Below are 15105 nucleotides of genomic sequence, written 5' to 3'. Positions count from 1 at the left end.
GTTCCCCTTCGGGAGCCTCCCTCTCCGGGCGTCCGGCCGGCCTTCAGGCCTCGGCCAGCGCCCGATTCAGAGCCTGCTCCAGGCTCTGCTTGTAACGCAGGAAATGCACCGTCTGCAGCTCCCCGCCTTCGCGCATGGCCGACAGGTCCAGGTCGGTGATGTAGCAGGGGTAGCGCTCTTGCCCACGCCGACGATCGAGGATATGCCGGGCCGCGGCCTGGAACAGCTCGCTGCCGAACTCCAGCTCCGAGAACTCGCGGTGGTTGCAGAACAGCGTGGTGCGCGCGCGCTGGCCTTCGCCCGGTTCGACGATCGCCTGCACGTTGTAGAACGGCAGGGCTTCCAGCGGTTGTGGCGCGTTGCGTCGCTCGATGCGTTGGGCGCGCTGGTGGCCGTTGGTCACCACTTCGTAGAAGAGGATGTCGGCGCCCACCGGCCCCTGCGCCTCCAGTAACGAGATCACCGCGTTGCGGCGGTACTGCACCGATTGCAGGAAACGCTGCAGCGGCAGCAGCAGGCCTTCCTCGGTGTCGTATTCCTGGCGGCGCCGCCAGAGGGCGTTACGCTCGTCGAGGATAGTGACTTCCGCGCTGCCTTCGTCCAGGCGGTAGAACACCTGCACGGTGTTGGCCCGGCCCAGCGGCAGGATCATGGCGAGGTCGTCGCCCTCCAGCGCATGCCGGTCCAGTTGCAGGAAGCCGCTGTCGTCCTGGGTGTCACCCAGGTGCTCGACCAGCGCCGGCAACCCGTCGATCACCCGATGGCTGACGCTGCCCGGCACCAGGTGCAGCAGGTGGAAGTGCTGGCGTACCTGCAGCAGGTAGCGCCCGCCCTTGCCACTGGCGAGTTGTGCATGGGCGTCGCGGAACAGGTCTTCCACACGCTGGGCGATGGCCGTGGCGCGGTTGCGGCAGAAACAGCGCACCAGCAGGCGCGGCGGCGGAGCGTCGGAGGGCACGCTGTTGAGGAATTCGCGCAGGCAGTCGAGCAGCGCGTGCGGCCCGGAGTAACGGCTGACCAGCAGTTCGTTCCAGCTGTTCAGGGTGATCTGGTCGAGGGTCAGCACCAGGTTGTCGCGCACGCCGGAATAACCCAGCGAGTCGGTGCGCTCGGTGGTCATGTGCACGTTCATCTGGCTGTGCTGGCGCAGCGGGTCGACACCGACATTCACCAGCAGCAACACCTGCGAAGGCACCGCGCTGCGCAGCAGGGCGCTTTCCGGCACCTCGTTGAGCGGCAGCGGAACGGCCTGCTGCAGGCAGCCCAGCAGGTTCTGCAGTTCGAACTCGGTCAGGTCGCTGCTGCCCGGTTGCAGGGACAGCCGCGTAGTGGCGTCGATCACCCCGTTGCGGTGGCTCCAGGTGAGCAATTCCATGAGGTCGCGGGCGCGGCGCAGCGGGGCGAAGTCGGCCATCTCCTGCAATGACAGGTTGCCGCCGAACAGCGCCCAGTACGGCGGTTTGCCAGCCTCGCCGCCAGGCAGTTGGGCAAGGGTGAGGATGTCTTCGGCCATGTCCGGGGCGATGCCCGGGTTGATGAACTCGACCTTGCCGGCCTTGCGCTCGAAGGCGGCATACAGGCGCCGGCCGAGGATGCCCATGTCCCGCGGGTTGATGCCGCTGGCGGCGTGCTGCAGGCGGGCGAACTGCGAGAGGAAGCGGTAGCTGTGGGTCAGTTCGTTGACCAGCGCGCGGCGCTCCAGCAGCACCTGGCGGACCTTCCACTGGCTGCGGCTGTCGAGTTGGGCGAAGGCACGGCTGTCCCACTTCCAGGGCGCCGAGACGCGCTCCATCACTTTGCGCTGCCAGCTCTTGTGGCCCTGGCGCGGCGGGCGGCTGAGCTTCTTGCCGACCTTCAGGTAGAGGCAGCGGCGGATCAGTTCCAGGCGCTCGGTCTCGCCGCGCTCCTTGAGGTACTCCTCCAGGCGGCGGTAGAGCATGACGTAGGGGTCCAGTTCCTCCACGTCCAGGCGCCCGGCGTAGATCGCCTGCTTGTAGCGCAGGCTCAGGCAGGACACCTGCGGGTGTTCGCTGGCGTAGACCTCGGTGAGCAGCAGCTTGAGCACCGATTTGTAGGGCGACTCGATGCCCTTGAACAGTTGCCACATGCCGGCGCCGATGAACTCGCCCGGCGGGATGCGCGCCAGGTGGCCGAGGTCGAGGACGTCGTCGGCGCGGATGAAGCGCTTGCTCAGCAGTGTCTGGCAGTACTCGGCGTAGCGGTTCTCTTCGTAGACCGGCACCAGCCACCACAGCGGCGTGCGGCCACCGAGCCAGATGGCGGTGCGGTAGAACTCGTCCAGCAGCAGGTAGTGCTGGCTGGTGCCGCAGTCGTCGGAGGTCAGCCGGGCCTCGCGGGCGCCCTGGGTATAGTGCTGCGGGTCGACCAGGAAACAGTGCACTTCGGCGCCCTGGGTGGCGGCCCATTGTTCGAGCAGCTCGCACTTGCGGCGCAGCTCCGCCAGCTCACGCTCGGTGAGGTCGGAGGCGTGGCAGACCCAAAGGTCCAGGTCGCTCTGCTCGGCCTGGGCGACGGTGCCCAGGCTGCCCATCAGGAACAGCCCATGGATCGGCAGCGGCAGGTTGCCACGGCGGGTCTTGTAGCTGAAGGAGCGGGTCAGGCGCTGGGCTTCGGCGAGGATTTCGTCGTCCGGGACGAAGTTCGACAACCCGGCGGGCGTGCTGGCCGACACGTAGCCGGGCAGCAGCGGATGGTTCACGTCCAGCAGCAGCGGCAACAGCTTGAGAACCAGCTGCTGGCGCGTGGAAAGCGCTTCGCTGGCCCGATGCAGGCGCGCGGCGTTGACCTTGAGGAAGCGTTGACGCAGCTGCGTCAGCACCTTTCGGTCGATGCCGTCGTCGATGTCCGGGCGGATCTCGGGGGTGAGCGTCATGGCGTACTGCTGTCTGGCCAGCGGCGCCGCATCAGGGAATGCGGCGCTCGGAAGTGTGCCAGTTTATCGCCCGCTCGCGGGGGAACTTGAGGTCAGCTGCGCAGGATGCCGAGCAGGACTTGGGCGTGCTCGGCGGCGTCAAGCCCCAGGCCGGTGAGATAGCCGCCGTCCTGCTTGTCGATCAGGCCCTTGGCGTGAAGCCGGCCGGCAGCCGCCACGGCTTCGGCGGAAGCATCGTGGTGGACTTTCAATCCCGCCTGGCTGTTCTCCAGGTCAAAGAGCGCCAGCAGGTCCAGTTCCTCAACCATTTCTTTCGTGAAAGCCATTCGCCTAACTCCCGATGGTCAATGAGGCTTCAGTGTAGTCTCAAGTCAGACCGGTTCGGCAAGCGCTGTTATGCCGCTGTCTCATTCGGCAACAGTACCGTCGGGCAGGGTCGGCAGCGCGCGCAGGGCCTGTTCGTACCACTCGCCGTTGAACGGGCGGTCCTCGGCCAGCATCGCCTCGATCTCGTGGGCGAGCACCAGGGCCATCAGGTGCAGGGCGTCTTCGCGTTCGTAGCCGACCAGGGTCAGCTTGTTGAACACCGCGCGGGCCGCTGCCGGGCTCTCGCTCTCGATCTGGTTCTCGATGGCCTGGATCAGGGTGTCTTCGGCGAAGGCCTCTTCGCCATCATCGTGTTCGCTCATCTCGGGATTCTCCGCTGGGCTTGTGAAGCGCCGGGAAGTTGGCCACCCTGCGGGGCAACTTCAGGTGCGTAAAAGGATCGTCGGGCGACATGATCACCTATTACACCCTCGTCGGCGACCGCCTGGTGCGCCACAACGGCAGCGAGTGCCACGGCATGCCCAAGGACACGCTGTGGATCGATCTGTTCCAGCCCACGGCGCAAGAGGAGCAGTTGCTGGAGTCGATCATCGCGGTGGATGTGCCGACCCGCGAGGAGATGGCCGAGATCGAAGATTCCTCGCGCTTCTACGAGAGCAATGGTGCGCTGTACATGACCACCAGCGTGGTCGGCGGCATCCGCGAGCACAATCCCACCGTCTCGGAAGTCACCTGCGTGCTGACCCCGCATTGGCTGGTGACGGTGCGCTATACCGATCTGCTGGCCTTCCGCACCTTCGAGACGCGCACCCAGCGCGGCGGCTGCGAGGGTCGCAGCGACCAGCTGTTCGTGACCCTGATGGACAGCGTGGTGGACCGCATCGCCGACGTGCTGGAGATCGTCCAGAAGCAGCTCGACAGCCTGGGCAGCAGCATCTTCCGCGAGGGCCCGGCCAGCGAGAAAGCCGACCTGCAGGAAGTGGTCAAGCAACTGGGGCGCAAGAACTCGCTGCTGTCAAAGCTCAACGAGAGCCTGCTGAGCATCAGCCGGCCGCTGTCGTACTTCCGCCAGGGCAGCAATGGCTGGATCAGCGACGAGGTGAAGCTGGGCATGAAGTCGGTGGAGCGCGATGTACGCTCGCTCAGCGAGTACCAGACGAAGATGGCCGGGGAGATCACCTTCCTGCTGGACGCCACCCTGGGCCTGATCAACATCGAGCAGAACAGCATCATCAAGGTGTTCTCCATCGCTGCCGTGCTGTTCCTGCCGCCGACCCTGGTGGGCACGGTGTACGGCATGAACTTCGCGCACATGCCGGAGCTGCAATGGCTGGCCGGCTACCCCATGGCGCTGGTGGCGATGGTGATCTCGGCGATCATTCCCTATTACTGGTTCAAGTACAAAGGCTGGCTCTAGACGGGGTTGATGCGGGTCAAGAAGGGCTTGCGGCACGGGTAGCACAGTGGAGGGCCGTCCCCACGTCTCACAGGAGGAGACCATGGCCCAGCAGCCCAAGCCCCGGCAGCCCATTTCCCAGGAGAGCCTGCCGCAACCCGAAGCCAGCAAGCCCGCCGCCGCGGCGCTGCCCGAAGTGACCACCGAGGGCGGCGCGCAGATCCAGGCGCAGAGTCAGGGCCCGGTCGCGCTGACCGTCGCCATGGCCCCGCGCGGCAGCAACGAGGACTCTGGCTCCGCCCAGCTGCCCGCCAGTTATCCCTACCGCAAGCGCCTGCAGCGCAGGGAGTACGAGAAGGCCAAGGCTGAACTGCAGATCGAGCTGCTGAAGGTGCAGAACTGGGTGAAAGAGACCGGCCAGCGCATCGTCCTGCTCTTCGAGGGCCGCGATGCTGCCGGGAAGGGGGGCACCATCAAGCGTTTCACCGAACACCTCAACCCGCGCGGCGCCCGCGTGGTGGCGCTGGAGAAGCCCAGCGACGCCGAACGCGGCCAGTGGTATTTCCAGCGCTACATCCAGCACCTGCCCACGGCCGGTGAAATCGTCTTCTTCGACCGCTCCTGGTACAACCGCGCCGGGGTCGAACGGGTGATGGGCTTCTGCTCGCCGCGCCAGTACCTGGAGTTCATGCAGCAGACGCCGGAGCTCGAGCGCATGCTGGTGCGCAATGGCATCCACCTGTTCAAGTTCTGGTTTTCGGTGAGCCGCGAGGAGCAGCTGCGCCGCTTCGTCTCGCGCCGCGACGATCCACTCAAGCACTGGAAGCTGTCGCCGATCGACATTCAGTCGCTGGACCGCTGGGATGACTACACCCAGGCCAAGGAGGCGATGTTCTTCCACACTGACACCGCCGACGCACCCTGGGTGGTGATCAAGTCCGACGACAAGAAGCGCGCGCGGCTCAATTGTCTGCGGCACTTCCTGCACAGCCTGGACTACCCGGGCAAGAACCCGAAGATTGCCCGTGCCCCGGATGCGCTGCTGACGGGCCGCGCCGCGCTGATGGACCGCGACGAGCTGGAGCGCCCGGCGCAGGCAATGGTCCCGGTGCAGATACCAGAGCCGGAAGCCCTCCCGGCCTGAGGCGTTACTGCTGGCTGATCAGCATGAGCTGGCCGGAGACCGCGCGGGCGTTGCGATCGACGATGATCGGCGCCCAGGGCCGGCCGGAAGCGCTGACGCCGCTGTTGCTCTTGCTGTTCATGTCCAGCAGCGCCTTGCTCAGGTACTCCCAGCGGGTGCGCAGTTTCTTGGTCGCGTCGCTGTCGGGCAGCTGGTCGATGCGCTGGGTCAACAGCGGCACCAGTACGCCCTCGTCCTGGCCGAGGTATTCCTGCGGCTGCTCGCGGGCCAGCTCCAGGCCGCTGATATAGGCGCGCCCCAGGTACTGGGTGGCGAGGTACTCGACGCGCACCGGCAATTCCCATAACGGAATCTGGCTGGCGTCGGCGGTGGCGGGGACGAAACGTTCGATCTGGTTGAGCAGGTCGCGCAGGGAGCGGCTCAGGTCCTGGTTGTAGCGCCAGGGCAGGTCTTCTTCCTTGGGGCCGTAGGAAACGCCGTTGCGAATCTGGGTAACGAATTCCGCATGGGCCTTGCGCAGGGCATCGTCAGCCTTGGGGTAGGCCTTGACGGCGTTGTCCAGCGTGGCCAGGTCCTTCTCCAGCTGGGCGGCGTGGCCTTCCTGGAAGCCTTCGCCGCGCAGCAGCAACAGGCTGTTGATCGAGCGGCAGGTATAGACCTGCAGGGTCTGCAGCTGCAGTTCCTCGCTGGGAAGGTTGGCCTGGGCGGCGAGGGCGAAGAGTCCGAAACAGCACAGCATGAACCCACGAACGACATCGAGATTCCGGAGCATGGCGGAGGCGTCCTTATTGTTATTGTGAGCCGCGCGATTCGCCGGATGTGTGTCTTTTTGGCGCCAGAAACGCAGCTATCCCTAGGCTAGCCGCGAACGCAGCCGCTGCAACCGACCGAAAGAGTGATTTGTGCAGGTGATGCCTGGTGCGGGCGATGCTTTGTAAGGGGTTGCCCTGAACGGGTGAGGCTCTGTACGGGTGAAGGTGCCGACGGAAGGTCAGGAGGGGGGAGGACTGCTCTGGGGAGAGAGCCGGACCTTCCGCCGGGCTTGAGGGGCAGGCTGGCGTCAGAAGCGCCAGTAGGCGGAAAGGGTGGTCTGGTCGAGGTCGATATCGCCGACGTCCAGGTATTCCTGTTCCAGGCGCACGCCCAGGCCGCCAATCACGTCCATTTCGCCGCCGAAGCCGTAGAGTGGGTCCACGTCGTCGGACTTGCCGGCGGCATCGTTGTCGGCGTGCCAGGCGTGTACGCCGGCGATGCCGTACAGGCGGATGCGCTGGCCGATGGGGAAGCCCAGGTGCACGTTGGCCTGCAGCGACTGACCGTCGAAGTGTTTGTCGCCGTCGCTCATGTCGCCGAAGTCGACCACCGCGCCTTCCAGGGACAGGTAGTTGTTCAGGCGGTAGCCGGCGTACAGCTTGTAGCTGTCGTCCTGGTCATCGAAGGAGCGGTCGTCGATCTCGAGGCGGGTGACGCCGCCCCCGACGTAGAGGCCGCTGTCGTCGGCCATCGCCAGGGCCGGAGCGGTCAGGGCGAGGGCGCAGAGGAGTTTCGAAAGGCGCATAGGATTCCCTTGCGGCTGGCGTTGAGCGCCGGCCGCCTTGCTGTCTTGCGGAGGGTTGGGTGCCGCTCTGGCGCGGGCTTTTCGGCTCCGGCGCAGCGGCGGGGGCATTAGAGCGGGGCGGTGGCGTGCGCGACCATCGAAGCTTGTCGAGACTCGTCTGGCTTTTGTTCTAGAGGCTGCCGTTCTGGAGGCTGTCGGCGAGCGTCAGGCGTGGGCGGCCTGGCGCAGGCGTTCGCGGTCCAGTATCTCGATGCCGCCGTAGCTCAGGCGCACGATGCCCTGGGCTTCCAGCTCCTTGAGGATCTGGTTGGTGGTCTGCCGCGACAGCGACAGCATGGCCGCCAGTTGCTCCTGCGGCAGGTGCAGCTCGCGCTTGGCGGTGGCTGACTCGCCGTAGCCTTCGGCGATCATCATCAGGCGCCGGGCCAGGCGCGGCGCGGCCGGCAGAAGCGACAGCTCCTCCAGCACGGCGAAGGTGATGCGCAGCTTGTGGCTCATCAGCAGGGCGAAGTCGCGCCAGTACTCCGGGTGCCGCGCCAGCAGCGCCTGCAGTGGCGCCAGAGGCACTTGCAGCAGCACGGTGGCACCTTCGGCGTAGGCGTCATGGGTGCGCGGCTGCCCGTCGAACAGGCAGATCTCGCCGAACCAGTTGGGCGCTTCCACCAGCGCCAGCAGTGCTTCCTTGCCGGTCTCGCCGACCACGCTGACGCGCATCGCACCTTCCACTACGCAGTACAGACCGCAGGGCGCATCGCCGCGGGCGAACAGACGCTGACCGGCGGGCAGGCGGCGCACTGCGGCGGCGTCGCACAGGGCCTGGCGCAGTCCCTCGGGGAGGGTCTGGAACCAGCGGCCATCTTGCAGGCAGGCGAGGTAGGGCTTGGCGTCGGTCATGGGCAATGTCGGCTAGCTGACAGAGTGGCAAGGCACAGATCGCCATCATGCCAGTACCTTGCGGGAGAACAACAATGAAAACTCTGGTCGATCACCTTGCCCAATATGCCGCCTACCACCGTGACCGGCGGAACATCGTCAGCCATTTCATCGGGATTCCGATGATCGTGCTGGCCATCGCCACCCTGCTGTCGCGCCCCGGCTTCGAGTTGGCAGGCCTGCTGATCTCGCCCGCCACGTTGCTGGCGCTGGCCTCGGTGGTCTTTTACCTGCGCCTGGACCTGCGTTTCGGCCTGCTGATGACCGCGCTGTTGGCGCTGTCGCTGTGGCTGGGCGCCGGCTTTGCCGCCGGCAGCACCGCCTACTGGCTCACCTGGGGTATCGGCCTGTTCGTGGTGGGCTGGATCATCCAGTTCGTCGGCCACTGGTACGAGGGGCGCAAGCCGGCGTTCGTCGATGACCTCACCGGGCTTATCGTCGGTCCGCTGTTCGTTGCCGCCGAAGCGGCCTTCCTGCTCGGCCTGCGCGATGAAGTGCGCCACGCCGTGGAAGAGCGCGCCGGCCCCACCTGCATCCGCGAGAAAAAGGCGACCGCCTGATTCGCTTCAGTCCGTACCGCTGAGTTGGCGCAGGATTCGCGCACTGTCGGGGTCGGCCGGGAAGAAGGTTTCCAGGGCCAGCTCCGACAGCGTCACGTCCACCGGTGTGCCGAATACCGTGATGGTGCCGATCAGGCTGCACACGCCCAGCTCCGTCTGCAGCTGCACCGGGATCAGCACCATGTCGCCGCTGGTCGCCTCGTCGCAGGGTGGCGCCGGATAGGCTGCTACCTCGTCGCGCAGCGCCGCCAGCGCGGGATCGCCGCTGGCTTCGAAGTCGCGCTGCAAACGCTCCACCACATGCGCCTTCCACGGCCCGAGATTGAGGATGCGCGGTGCCAGCCCCTTCGGGTGCAGGCTCATGCGCAGCACGTTGATCGGCGGCTGCAGCAGTTCGGGGTCGACGCCAATCAGGAAGATGTCCACCGTGCGGTTGGAAGCCAGCAGGTTCCAGTGGCGGTCCACCACCATCGCCGGGTTCGGTTCGTGGGCCTTGAGCAACTGATCGATGGCCTGCCGGGCCACGGTCAGCGCCGGGTCGTCCAGGCCCTTCTCCGAGTACACCGGGGCGTAGCCGGCTGCGCTGAGCAGGCGGTTGCGTTCGCGCAGGGGGATGTCCAGCTGTTCGGCCAGATGCAGCAGCATCTCGCGGCTGGGCAGGGCGCGACCGGTTTCGACGAAGCTCAGGTGACGCGTGGAAATCTCCGCGTCGCAGGCGAGGTCGAGCTGGCTGAGCCGGCGGCGCTGGCGCCATTGGCGGAGCAGGGCGCCGACTGGTTGGGCCGGGTTTTCGTGGGCTGATCTGTTCATGGCTTCGAACGATAGACCTGCTGTCCGGTAACGGCCATTACCTGGCAGGTAATCGACGCTCCTACGTCCCGGGCGGATTCTTCAGCCACACGCCGCCAACCGGTGGCGACCCCTGAAGGAGCTTCGCCATGACTCTGCTGCAATCCTCCCCGCTGCTTCGCCTGACCCTGAAAGTCGATGCCATCGCCGGTGGCGCCATGGGCCTGCTGATGGCCCTCGCCGCGCAACCGCTGGGCGAACTGCTGGGCCTGCCCTTCGTGCTGTTGCTGGTGGCCGGCATCGTGCTCCTGCCGCTGGCGCTGGTGCTCTACTGGATGAGCAATCAGAGCGTTCTGTCGCGCACCGGCGTCTGGGCGGTCATCGCCCTGAACGCGCTGTGGGTGGTGGAGAGCGTCGCCCTGCTGGTGACCGGCTACGTGCAGCCGACCGCCCTGGGCTACGCCTTCGTCGTCGGCCAGGCGCTGGTGGTCCTGCTGCTGGCCGAACTGGAGTTCTTCGGTCTGCGCCGGTCGGCTGTCCTGGCCTTGTGAATGCAACAACAGGAGGGCGCATAACGCGCCAGCGATATCCGCCGGACAGGAGCCGGCGGATAACCTGTTCCAGGTTATGCGCCCTACGGTGCTGCGGGATGCGGAACGCGTTATGCCAAGGCTTCGCGGACGAAATCGAGGCGATCCTGGCCGAAGAACATCTCGTCACCGACGAACATGGTCGGTGCACCGAACATCCCGCGCTTGATCGCCGCCTCGGTGTTGGCCTTCAGCGCATCCTTCACTTCCTGCTCGGCGGTCAGCGCCAGCAGCGCCTGCGGGTCGAAGCCCGCCTCAGCCAGCAGCGGGCCGAGCACCGCCGGGTCGCCCAGGTTCAGCGCGTCCACCCACATGCCCTTGAACACGCAGGCCAGCAGCGCTTCGAAGCGTTCCGGCTGGCGCAGCTGCACGCCGGTTGCGGCGCGCATCAGGGTGAGGGTGTTGATCGGGAAATGCGGGTTCATCTTCAGCGGCACGCCGTAGCGGCGGGCGAAGCGCAGCATGTCGATCATCGTGTAGCGGCCCTTGGCCGGGATGGCGATGGGCGAGGCATTGCCGGTGGCCTGGAACACGCCGCCCAGCAGCACCGGGCGATAGACCAGCCCGGCTCCTGCCTCGGCGCAGATCGCTGGCAGCTGGGTATACGCCAGGTAGGAAGTCGGGCTGCCGAAATCGAAATAGAACTCGACGCTCTTGCTCATGAGTGGCTCTCTTTCTTGTTGTCGTTATGGGCGGATTACCAGCGCTCGATCCAGGGGCGCAGGTCCAGTTCGAAGGTCCAGGCATCGCGCGGCTGGGAGTGCAGGTACCAGTAGCTGTTGGCGATATGCTCGGGATCGAGAATGCCGTCCTGGTCCTTCAGCGCGTAGCGCTCGGGGAAGGTCTCACGGATGAATTCGGTATCGATGGCGCCATCGACGACAACGTGGGCGATGTGCAGGCCCATCGGTCCCAGCTCGCGGGCCATGCTCTGGGCCAGTGCGCGGATGCCGTGCTTGGCTCCGGCGAAGGCGGCGAAGCCCGAGGCGCCGCGCAGGCCGGCGGTGGCGCCGGTGAAGAGGATCGTGCCGCGCTGGCGCTTGACCATGCGCTTGGCCACTTCGCGGCCGGTGAGGAAGCCGGAGAAGCAGGCCATTTCCCAGATCTTGAAGTACTTGCGCGCGGTCTCTTCGAGGATGCTGCAGGGCACGTTGGCGCCGATGTTGAAGACGAAGGCTTCGATGGGGCCGATGTCGCGCTCGATGGTTTCCACCAGCTCGATCACCGCCTCTTCCTTGCGCGCGTCGGAGGCGAAACCGTGGGCCTCGCCGCCTTCGGCGCGGATCTGCTCCACCAGCGGCTGCAGCTTGTCGGCCGAGCGCCGGGTGACGCAGGCGACGTAGCCCTCGCGGGCGAAGCGGCGGGCGATGGCGCCGCCGGTGGCATCGCCGGCGCCGATGACCAGGACGACTTTCTTGTTCGACATGCTCGTTTCCTCAGGGTTGCGCGAATTTGGTAAACGGTCGTTAGGTAAACGAACGTTATGTTACTCTCGGCTCCAACGTCAACCGCTTCACCGGAGTCGCCCCGATGCGCTACTCAGCCACCCACAAGGAAGAAACCCGCCAGCGCCTGCTCGACAGCAGCGGCGCGCTCGCCAAGCAGGGCGGCTTCGCCACCAGCGGGGTGGACGGACTGATGAAGGCGGTGGGCTTGTCCGGCGGGGCGTTCTACAACCACTTTGGCTCCAAGGACGAACTGTTCGCCGCCATCGTCGAGCGCGAGTTGCAGCAGAGCGTCGAGCGCCTCGCGGCCAAGGGCAAGGTGCTCGATCGTGCGCGCCTGGAGCGCGGCCTGAAGCGCTACCTGAGCGTTACCCACGTGCAGGACGCTGGCGCCGGTTGTGCGATTCCGGCGCTGGGCGCGGAGATCGCCCGCGCCGATGAGTCCGTGCGGCAGAGCGCCGAGGATGCGCTGGTGGAGTTGCAGCAGGCGTGGGCCGAGGCGCTGGGTTCGCCGGAAGACGCCTGGGCGTTGCTGGCGCAATGCGTCGGCGCGCTGGTCGTGGCGCGGATGGTTGCCAGCGAGAAGACGCAGAAGGCGATCATCGAGTCGAGCCGGGACTTCCTGCTGCGGCATCTCGACGAAAAGTAGACAACGGCCCCCCTGGGTTATCCGCCGGGATGGCGGATAACGCCTTAGGCGTTTTGCACCCTACGGGTTAAAGCCCGCGGATGGCGAGGTCGGCACCGAGCAGCAGCAAGCCGCCGAAGAAGCAGCGGCGGAACGCCAGCGGGCTGATGCGCGAGCGCAGCCAGGTACCCAGGTACATGCCCGCCAGTGCCGGCAACAGGGCCAGCAGGGACAGGCCGAGCACGTCCGCCTGCAGCAGCGAGCCGTGCTGGCTGAGGGTGATCGCCAGGGCCAGCGTCGAGACGGTGAAGGACAATCCCAGTGCCTGCACCAGATCGTCCTTCTCCAGCCCGAGAGCCTGCAGGAACGGCACGGCGGGAATCACGAAGACGCCGGTCACGGCGGTGACGCCGCCGGTGATCACGCCGATCAGCGGCGACAGCCAGCGCTCGTGTTTCGGCGCCACGCTGAAGCGCTTGCTCGACAGTCCCAGCAATGCATAGAGGATGAGTGCGACGCCCAGCAGCGGCGTGGCTGCCGGCCAGTTGCGCCCGGCCAGCAGCCAGCCCACCACCAGGGTGCCGATGACGATGCCGACGAGCATGCCCCACATCCGCTTGAGCAGCCCGAGGAAGCGCGGCCCGGCGGCGAGCTGCCAGATATTGGTGACGGTGGACGGCACGACGAGAATCGCGGCTGCCTGCATCGGCGGCATCATCAGCCCGAGCAGCCCGACGGCGACCGTGGGCAGGCCGAGGCCCACCACGCCCTTCACCAGGCCGGCGAGGAGGAAGGTGAGGATGATCAGTTCGAGGTGCTGGGGGAGGGCGTCGAACATGGCCGGGCCTTGCGTGAAAAGGACCGGGGCAGGATACGGAAGATCGAGGGTCGACGCGAACCTGCAGGAGCGGGCCATGCCCGCGATCACGTCCATGGGACGCTCCTGCAGGTCTACGGATGCATCAGATATTCGCCACCGGCTGGTAGGCCTTCGGCTTGAAGTACAGCGTCTCGCCACGGGCCAGACCGGTCAGGCTGTCGTGGTCTTTCACCACTTCGGCCTCGATCAGCTCGTCCTGGCCGTCGACCTTGAGGGTCACTCGGGTGATCGCGCCCAGCGGGCGGATGTCGCGGACTTCGGCGGCTCGGTGCTCGGCCACTTCGGAGCGCGACAGCGAGATTTCGTGCGGGCGGAACAGCACGTGCTCGTCACCGCCGATGTGCAGGCGGTTGGAGTCGCCGAGGAAGTGGTAGACGAAGTCGCTGGCCGGGTTCTCGTAGACCTCGCCAGGGGAGCCGATCTGCTCGATCACGCCCTTGTTCATCACCACGATGCGGTCGGCGACTTCCATCGCTTCTTCCTGGTCGTGGGTCACGAACACGGAGGTCAGGTTGATCTCCTCGTGCAGGCGCGCGAGCCAGCGGCGCAGCTCTTTACGCACCTTGGCGTCGAGGGCGCCGAAGGGTTCGTCGAGCAGCAGGATCTTCGGCTCCACCGCCAGCGCGCGGGCCAGGGCGATGCGCTGGCGCTGGCCGCCGGAGAGCTGCTCCGGGTAGCGGTCGGAGAGCCAATCCAGTTGCACCATGTTGAGCAGTTCGTGGACCTTCTCGGCGATGCGCGACTCGCTCGGGCGTTCCTTCTTCGGCTTCATGCGCAGGCCGAAGGCGACGTTGTCGAACACCGTCATGTGGCGGAACAGCGCGTAGTGCTGGAACACGAAGCCGACGTTGCGATCGCGCACGTCGTGCTGCGAGACGTCCTCGCCGTGGAACACGATGTTGCCCACGTCCGGGGTTTCCAGGCCGGCGATGATGCGCAGCAGGGTGGTCTTGCCGCAGCCGGACGGGCCGAGCAGGGCGACCAGCTCGCCGCTGTGGATGTCGAGGTTGATGTCGTTCAGCGCCTTGAAGGCGTTGAAGTTCTTGCTGACGTTACGGATCTCGATGCTCATGGCGTGGCTCTCACTTATTCATCGTCAGCTTTGACTTTGGTGCGGGACAGGCGCGACTCGCTCCACTGCTTGAGCAGCAGGATGACCAGGGCCATCAGCAGCAGCAGGGTGGCGACGCTGAAAGCGGCGACGTGGTTGTATTCGTTGTAGAGGATTTCGACGTGCAGCGGCAGGGTGTTGGTGACGCCGCGGATGTGCCCGGAGACCACCGACACCGCACCGAACTCGCCCATGGCCCGCGCGGTGCACAGCACCACGCCGTAGATCAGGCCCCATTTGATGTTCGGCAGGGTCACGTGCCAGAACATCTGCCAGCCGTTGGCGCCGAGCAGGCGCGCGGCCTCTTCCTCCTGGGTGCCCTGTTCCTGCATCAGCGGGATCAGTTCGCGGGCGACGAAGGGGAAGGTGACGAAGAGGGTGGCCAGGACGATGCCGGGCACGGCGAAGACGATCTGGATGTCGTGGTCCGACAGCCACTCGCCGAAGTAGCCCTGGGCGCCGAACAGCAGCACGTAGATCAGGCCGGCGATCACCGGCGAGACCGAGAACGGCAGGTCGATCAGGGTCACCAGGATGCTCTTGCCGGGGAACTCGAACTTGGTCACGCACCAGGCGGCAGCGACGCCGAACACCAGGTTCAGCGGCACTGAGATGCCCACGGCAATCAGCGTCAGCTTCAGCGCGGCCAGCGCGTCGGGTTCCAGGATGGCGTCGAAGAAGGTGCCGAAGCCCTGCTTCAGCGCCTCGCTCAGCACCACGAACAGCGGCAGCAGCAGGAACAGGGCGAAGGCCAGCCAGGCCAGTGCGATCAGGGCGCGGCGGCCCCAGACATTACCCCGGCGAGCAGCGTTGGCAGCGGCCGCGGCGGAAAGGCTTGCGGTACTCATGGC

Annotated in this window: 17 protein-coding genes; 5 read left to right on the top strand and 12 right to left on the bottom strand. The window is 66.3% G+C overall.

What is annotated here, in order from left to right; translation table 11 throughout:
- Positions 1-43: 43 nt before the first annotated feature.
- The 3 genes from IB275_RS29405 to IB275_RS29395 form a co-directional block, all read right to left on the bottom strand.
- Entirely contained in the window at positions 44-2893 is a 2850-nt protein-coding gene (locus IB275_RS29405; RefSeq protein WP_192293524.1) for a class I adenylate cyclase, read from the bottom strand.
- Between the two features lie 92 nt (positions 2894-2985).
- A complete protein-coding gene (locus tag IB275_RS29400) occupies positions 2986-3219 on the bottom strand; it encodes a TIGR02647 family protein (protein ID WP_081515198.1) in 234 nt (77 codons plus the stop codon).
- 81 nt (positions 3220-3300) lie between these two features.
- Entirely contained in the window at positions 3301-3582 is a 282-nt protein-coding gene (locus tag IB275_RS29395; RefSeq protein ID WP_192293522.1) for a hypothetical protein, read from the bottom strand.
- 89 nt (positions 3583-3671) lie between these two features.
- Between IB275_RS29395 and IB275_RS29390 the strand changes: the two genes are divergently transcribed.
- Both IB275_RS29390 and ppk2 read left to right on the top strand, forming a co-directional pair.
- The gene (locus IB275_RS29390; RefSeq protein WP_192293520.1) at positions 3672-4637 is read left to right on the top strand and encodes a magnesium transporter CorA family protein; all 966 of its coding nucleotides are present in this window, start codon (positions 3672-3674) and stop codon (positions 4635-4637) included.
- Positions 4638-4878: 241 nt separating this feature from the next.
- Positions 4879-5760 carry a polyphosphate kinase 2 gene (gene ppk2, locus IB275_RS29385; protein WP_225601768.1) on the top strand — a complete coding sequence of 294 codons (882 nt, stop codon included), beginning with the start codon at positions 4879-4881 and terminating at the stop codon, positions 5758-5760.
- Positions 5761-5764: 4 nt separating this feature from the next.
- Here ppk2 and IB275_RS29380 read toward each other — a convergent pair whose 3' ends face one another.
- The 3 genes from IB275_RS29380 to IB275_RS29370 all read right to left on the bottom strand — a co-directional run bounded on the left by IB275_RS29380 (position 5765) and on the right by IB275_RS29370 (position 8212).
- The gene (locus IB275_RS29380) at positions 5765-6532 is read right to left on the bottom strand and encodes a hypothetical protein (protein ID WP_192293518.1); all 768 of its coding nucleotides are present in this window, start codon (positions 6530-6532) and stop codon (positions 5765-5767) included.
- 288 nt (positions 6533-6820) lie between these two features.
- Positions 6821-7318 (bottom strand): outer membrane beta-barrel protein, encoded by a 498-nt coding sequence (locus IB275_RS29375; RefSeq protein WP_192293517.1) that lies wholly within the window; start codon positions 7316-7318, stop codon positions 6821-6823.
- A 204-nt stretch (positions 7319-7522) separates the two neighbouring features.
- Positions 7523-8212, bottom strand: a complete 690-nt coding sequence (locus tag IB275_RS29370) for a Crp/Fnr family transcriptional regulator (RefSeq protein ID WP_192293515.1) — start codon at positions 8210-8212, stop codon at positions 7523-7525.
- A 74-nt stretch (positions 8213-8286) separates the two neighbouring features.
- On the opposite strand from IB275_RS29370, the gene IB275_RS29365 reads away from it, so the two are divergent.
- Positions 8287-8811 carry an Mpo1 family 2-hydroxy fatty acid dioxygenase gene (locus IB275_RS29365; RefSeq protein WP_192293513.1) on the top strand — a complete coding sequence of 175 codons (525 nt, stop codon included), beginning with the start codon at positions 8287-8289 and terminating at the stop codon, positions 8809-8811.
- Between the two features lie 6 nt (positions 8812-8817).
- Here IB275_RS29365 and IB275_RS29360 read toward each other — a convergent pair whose 3' ends face one another.
- A complete protein-coding gene (locus tag IB275_RS29360; RefSeq protein WP_192293511.1) occupies positions 8818-9621 on the bottom strand; it encodes an MmyB family transcriptional regulator in 804 nt (267 codons plus the stop codon).
- A 128-nt stretch (positions 9622-9749) separates the two neighbouring features.
- On the opposite strand from IB275_RS29360, the gene IB275_RS29355 reads away from it, so the two are divergent.
- On the top strand, positions 9750-10151 hold the full coding sequence (locus IB275_RS29355) for a hypothetical protein (RefSeq protein ID WP_081515207.1): 402 nt from the start codon (positions 9750-9752) through the stop codon (positions 10149-10151).
- Between the two features lie 110 nt (positions 10152-10261).
- On the opposite strand, the gene IB275_RS29350 is transcribed toward IB275_RS29355, so the two are convergent.
- Together IB275_RS29350 and IB275_RS29345 are read right to left on the bottom strand one after the other, a co-directional pair.
- Positions 10262-10852 (bottom strand): 2-hydroxychromene-2-carboxylate isomerase, encoded by a 591-nt coding sequence (locus IB275_RS29350; protein WP_192293509.1) that lies wholly within the window; start codon positions 10850-10852, stop codon positions 10262-10264.
- 35 nt (positions 10853-10887) lie between these two features.
- Positions 10888-11616 carry an SDR family oxidoreductase gene (locus tag IB275_RS29345; protein ID WP_192293507.1) on the bottom strand — a complete coding sequence of 243 codons (729 nt, stop codon included), beginning with the start codon at positions 11614-11616 and terminating at the stop codon, positions 10888-10890.
- 104 nt (positions 11617-11720) lie between these two features.
- Between IB275_RS29345 and IB275_RS29340 the strand changes: the two genes are divergently transcribed.
- Entirely contained in the window at positions 11721-12284 is a 564-nt protein-coding gene (locus IB275_RS29340) for a TetR/AcrR family transcriptional regulator (protein ID WP_192293505.1), read from the top strand.
- Between the two features lie 67 nt (positions 12285-12351).
- Here the strand turns inward: IB275_RS29340 and IB275_RS29335 are convergent, their stop codons facing one another.
- From IB275_RS29335 to cysW, 3 genes are all read right to left on the bottom strand, one after another.
- Positions 12352-13101, bottom strand: coding sequence for a sulfite exporter TauE/SafE family protein (locus tag IB275_RS29335; RefSeq protein WP_192293503.1), 750 nt, complete (start codon positions 13099-13101; stop codon positions 12352-12354).
- A 124-nt stretch (positions 13102-13225) separates the two neighbouring features.
- Entirely contained in the window at positions 13226-14215 is a 990-nt protein-coding gene (locus IB275_RS29330; protein WP_138213714.1) for a sulfate/molybdate ABC transporter ATP-binding protein, read from the bottom strand.
- A 14-nt stretch (positions 14216-14229) separates the two neighbouring features.
- Complete coding sequence (cysW, locus tag IB275_RS29325) at positions 14230-15102, bottom strand: sulfate ABC transporter permease subunit CysW (RefSeq protein WP_192293501.1); 873 nt, start codon at positions 15100-15102, stop codon at positions 14230-14232.
- Positions 15103-15105 lie beyond the last annotated feature (3 nt).

The organism is Pseudomonas sp. PDM21, assembly GCF_014852505.2.
Taxonomy (GTDB): domain Bacteria; phylum Pseudomonadota; class Gammaproteobacteria; order Pseudomonadales; family Pseudomonadaceae; genus Pseudomonas.
The sequence above is the reverse complement of the archived record's forward strand: the minus strand, read 5'-3'. Positions and strand labels throughout refer to the sequence as shown.

Coding starts and splice junctions, on each gene's coding strand:
- IB275_RS29405 (WP_192293524.1), bottom strand. CDS start 2,893: ATGACGCTCACCCCCGAGATCCGCCCGGACATCGACGACGGCATCGAC.
- IB275_RS29400 (WP_081515198.1), bottom strand. CDS start 3,219: ATGGCTTTCACGAAAGAAATGGTTGAGGAACTGGACCTGCTGGCGCTC.
- IB275_RS29395 (WP_192293522.1), bottom strand. CDS start 3,582: ATGAGCGAACACGATGATGGCGAAGAGGCCTTCGCCGAAGACACCCTG.
- IB275_RS29390 (WP_192293520.1), top strand. CDS start 3,672: ATGATCACCTATTACACCCTCGTCGGCGACCGCCTGGTGCGCCACAAC.
- ppk2 (WP_225601768.1), top strand. CDS start 4,879: ATGGCCCCGCGCGGCAGCAACGAGGACTCTGGCTCCGCCCAGCTGCCC.
- IB275_RS29380 (WP_192293518.1), bottom strand. CDS start 6,532: ATGCTCCGGAATCTCGATGTCGTTCGTGGGTTCATGCTGTGCTGTTTC.
- IB275_RS29375 (WP_192293517.1), bottom strand. CDS start 7,318: ATGCGCCTTTCGAAACTCCTCTGCGCCCTCGCCCTGACCGCTCCGGCC.
- IB275_RS29370 (WP_192293515.1), bottom strand. CDS start 8,212: ATGACCGACGCCAAGCCCTACCTCGCCTGCCTGCAAGATGGCCGCTGG.
- IB275_RS29365 (WP_192293513.1), top strand. CDS start 8,287: ATGAAAACTCTGGTCGATCACCTTGCCCAATATGCCGCCTACCACCGT.
- IB275_RS29360 (WP_192293511.1), bottom strand. CDS start 9,621: ATGAACAGATCAGCCCACGAAAACCCGGCCCAACCAGTCGGCGCCCTG.
- IB275_RS29355 (WP_081515207.1), top strand. CDS start 9,750: ATGACTCTGCTGCAATCCTCCCCGCTGCTTCGCCTGACCCTGAAAGTC.
- IB275_RS29350 (WP_192293509.1), bottom strand. CDS start 10,852: ATGAGCAAGAGCGTCGAGTTCTATTTCGATTTCGGCAGCCCGACTTCC.
- IB275_RS29345 (WP_192293507.1), bottom strand. CDS start 11,616: ATGTCGAACAAGAAAGTCGTCCTGGTCATCGGCGCCGGCGATGCCACC.
- IB275_RS29340 (WP_192293505.1), top strand. CDS start 11,721: ATGCGCTACTCAGCCACCCACAAGGAAGAAACCCGCCAGCGCCTGCTC.
- IB275_RS29335 (WP_192293503.1), bottom strand. CDS start 13,101: ATGTTCGACGCCCTCCCCCAGCACCTCGAACTGATCATCCTCACCTTC.
- IB275_RS29330 (WP_138213714.1), bottom strand. CDS start 14,215: ATGAGCATCGAGATCCGTAACGTCAGCAAGAACTTCAACGCCTTCAAG.
- cysW (WP_192293501.1), bottom strand. CDS start 15,102: ATGAGTACCGCAAGCCTTTCCGCCGCGGCCGCTGCCAACGCTGCTCGC.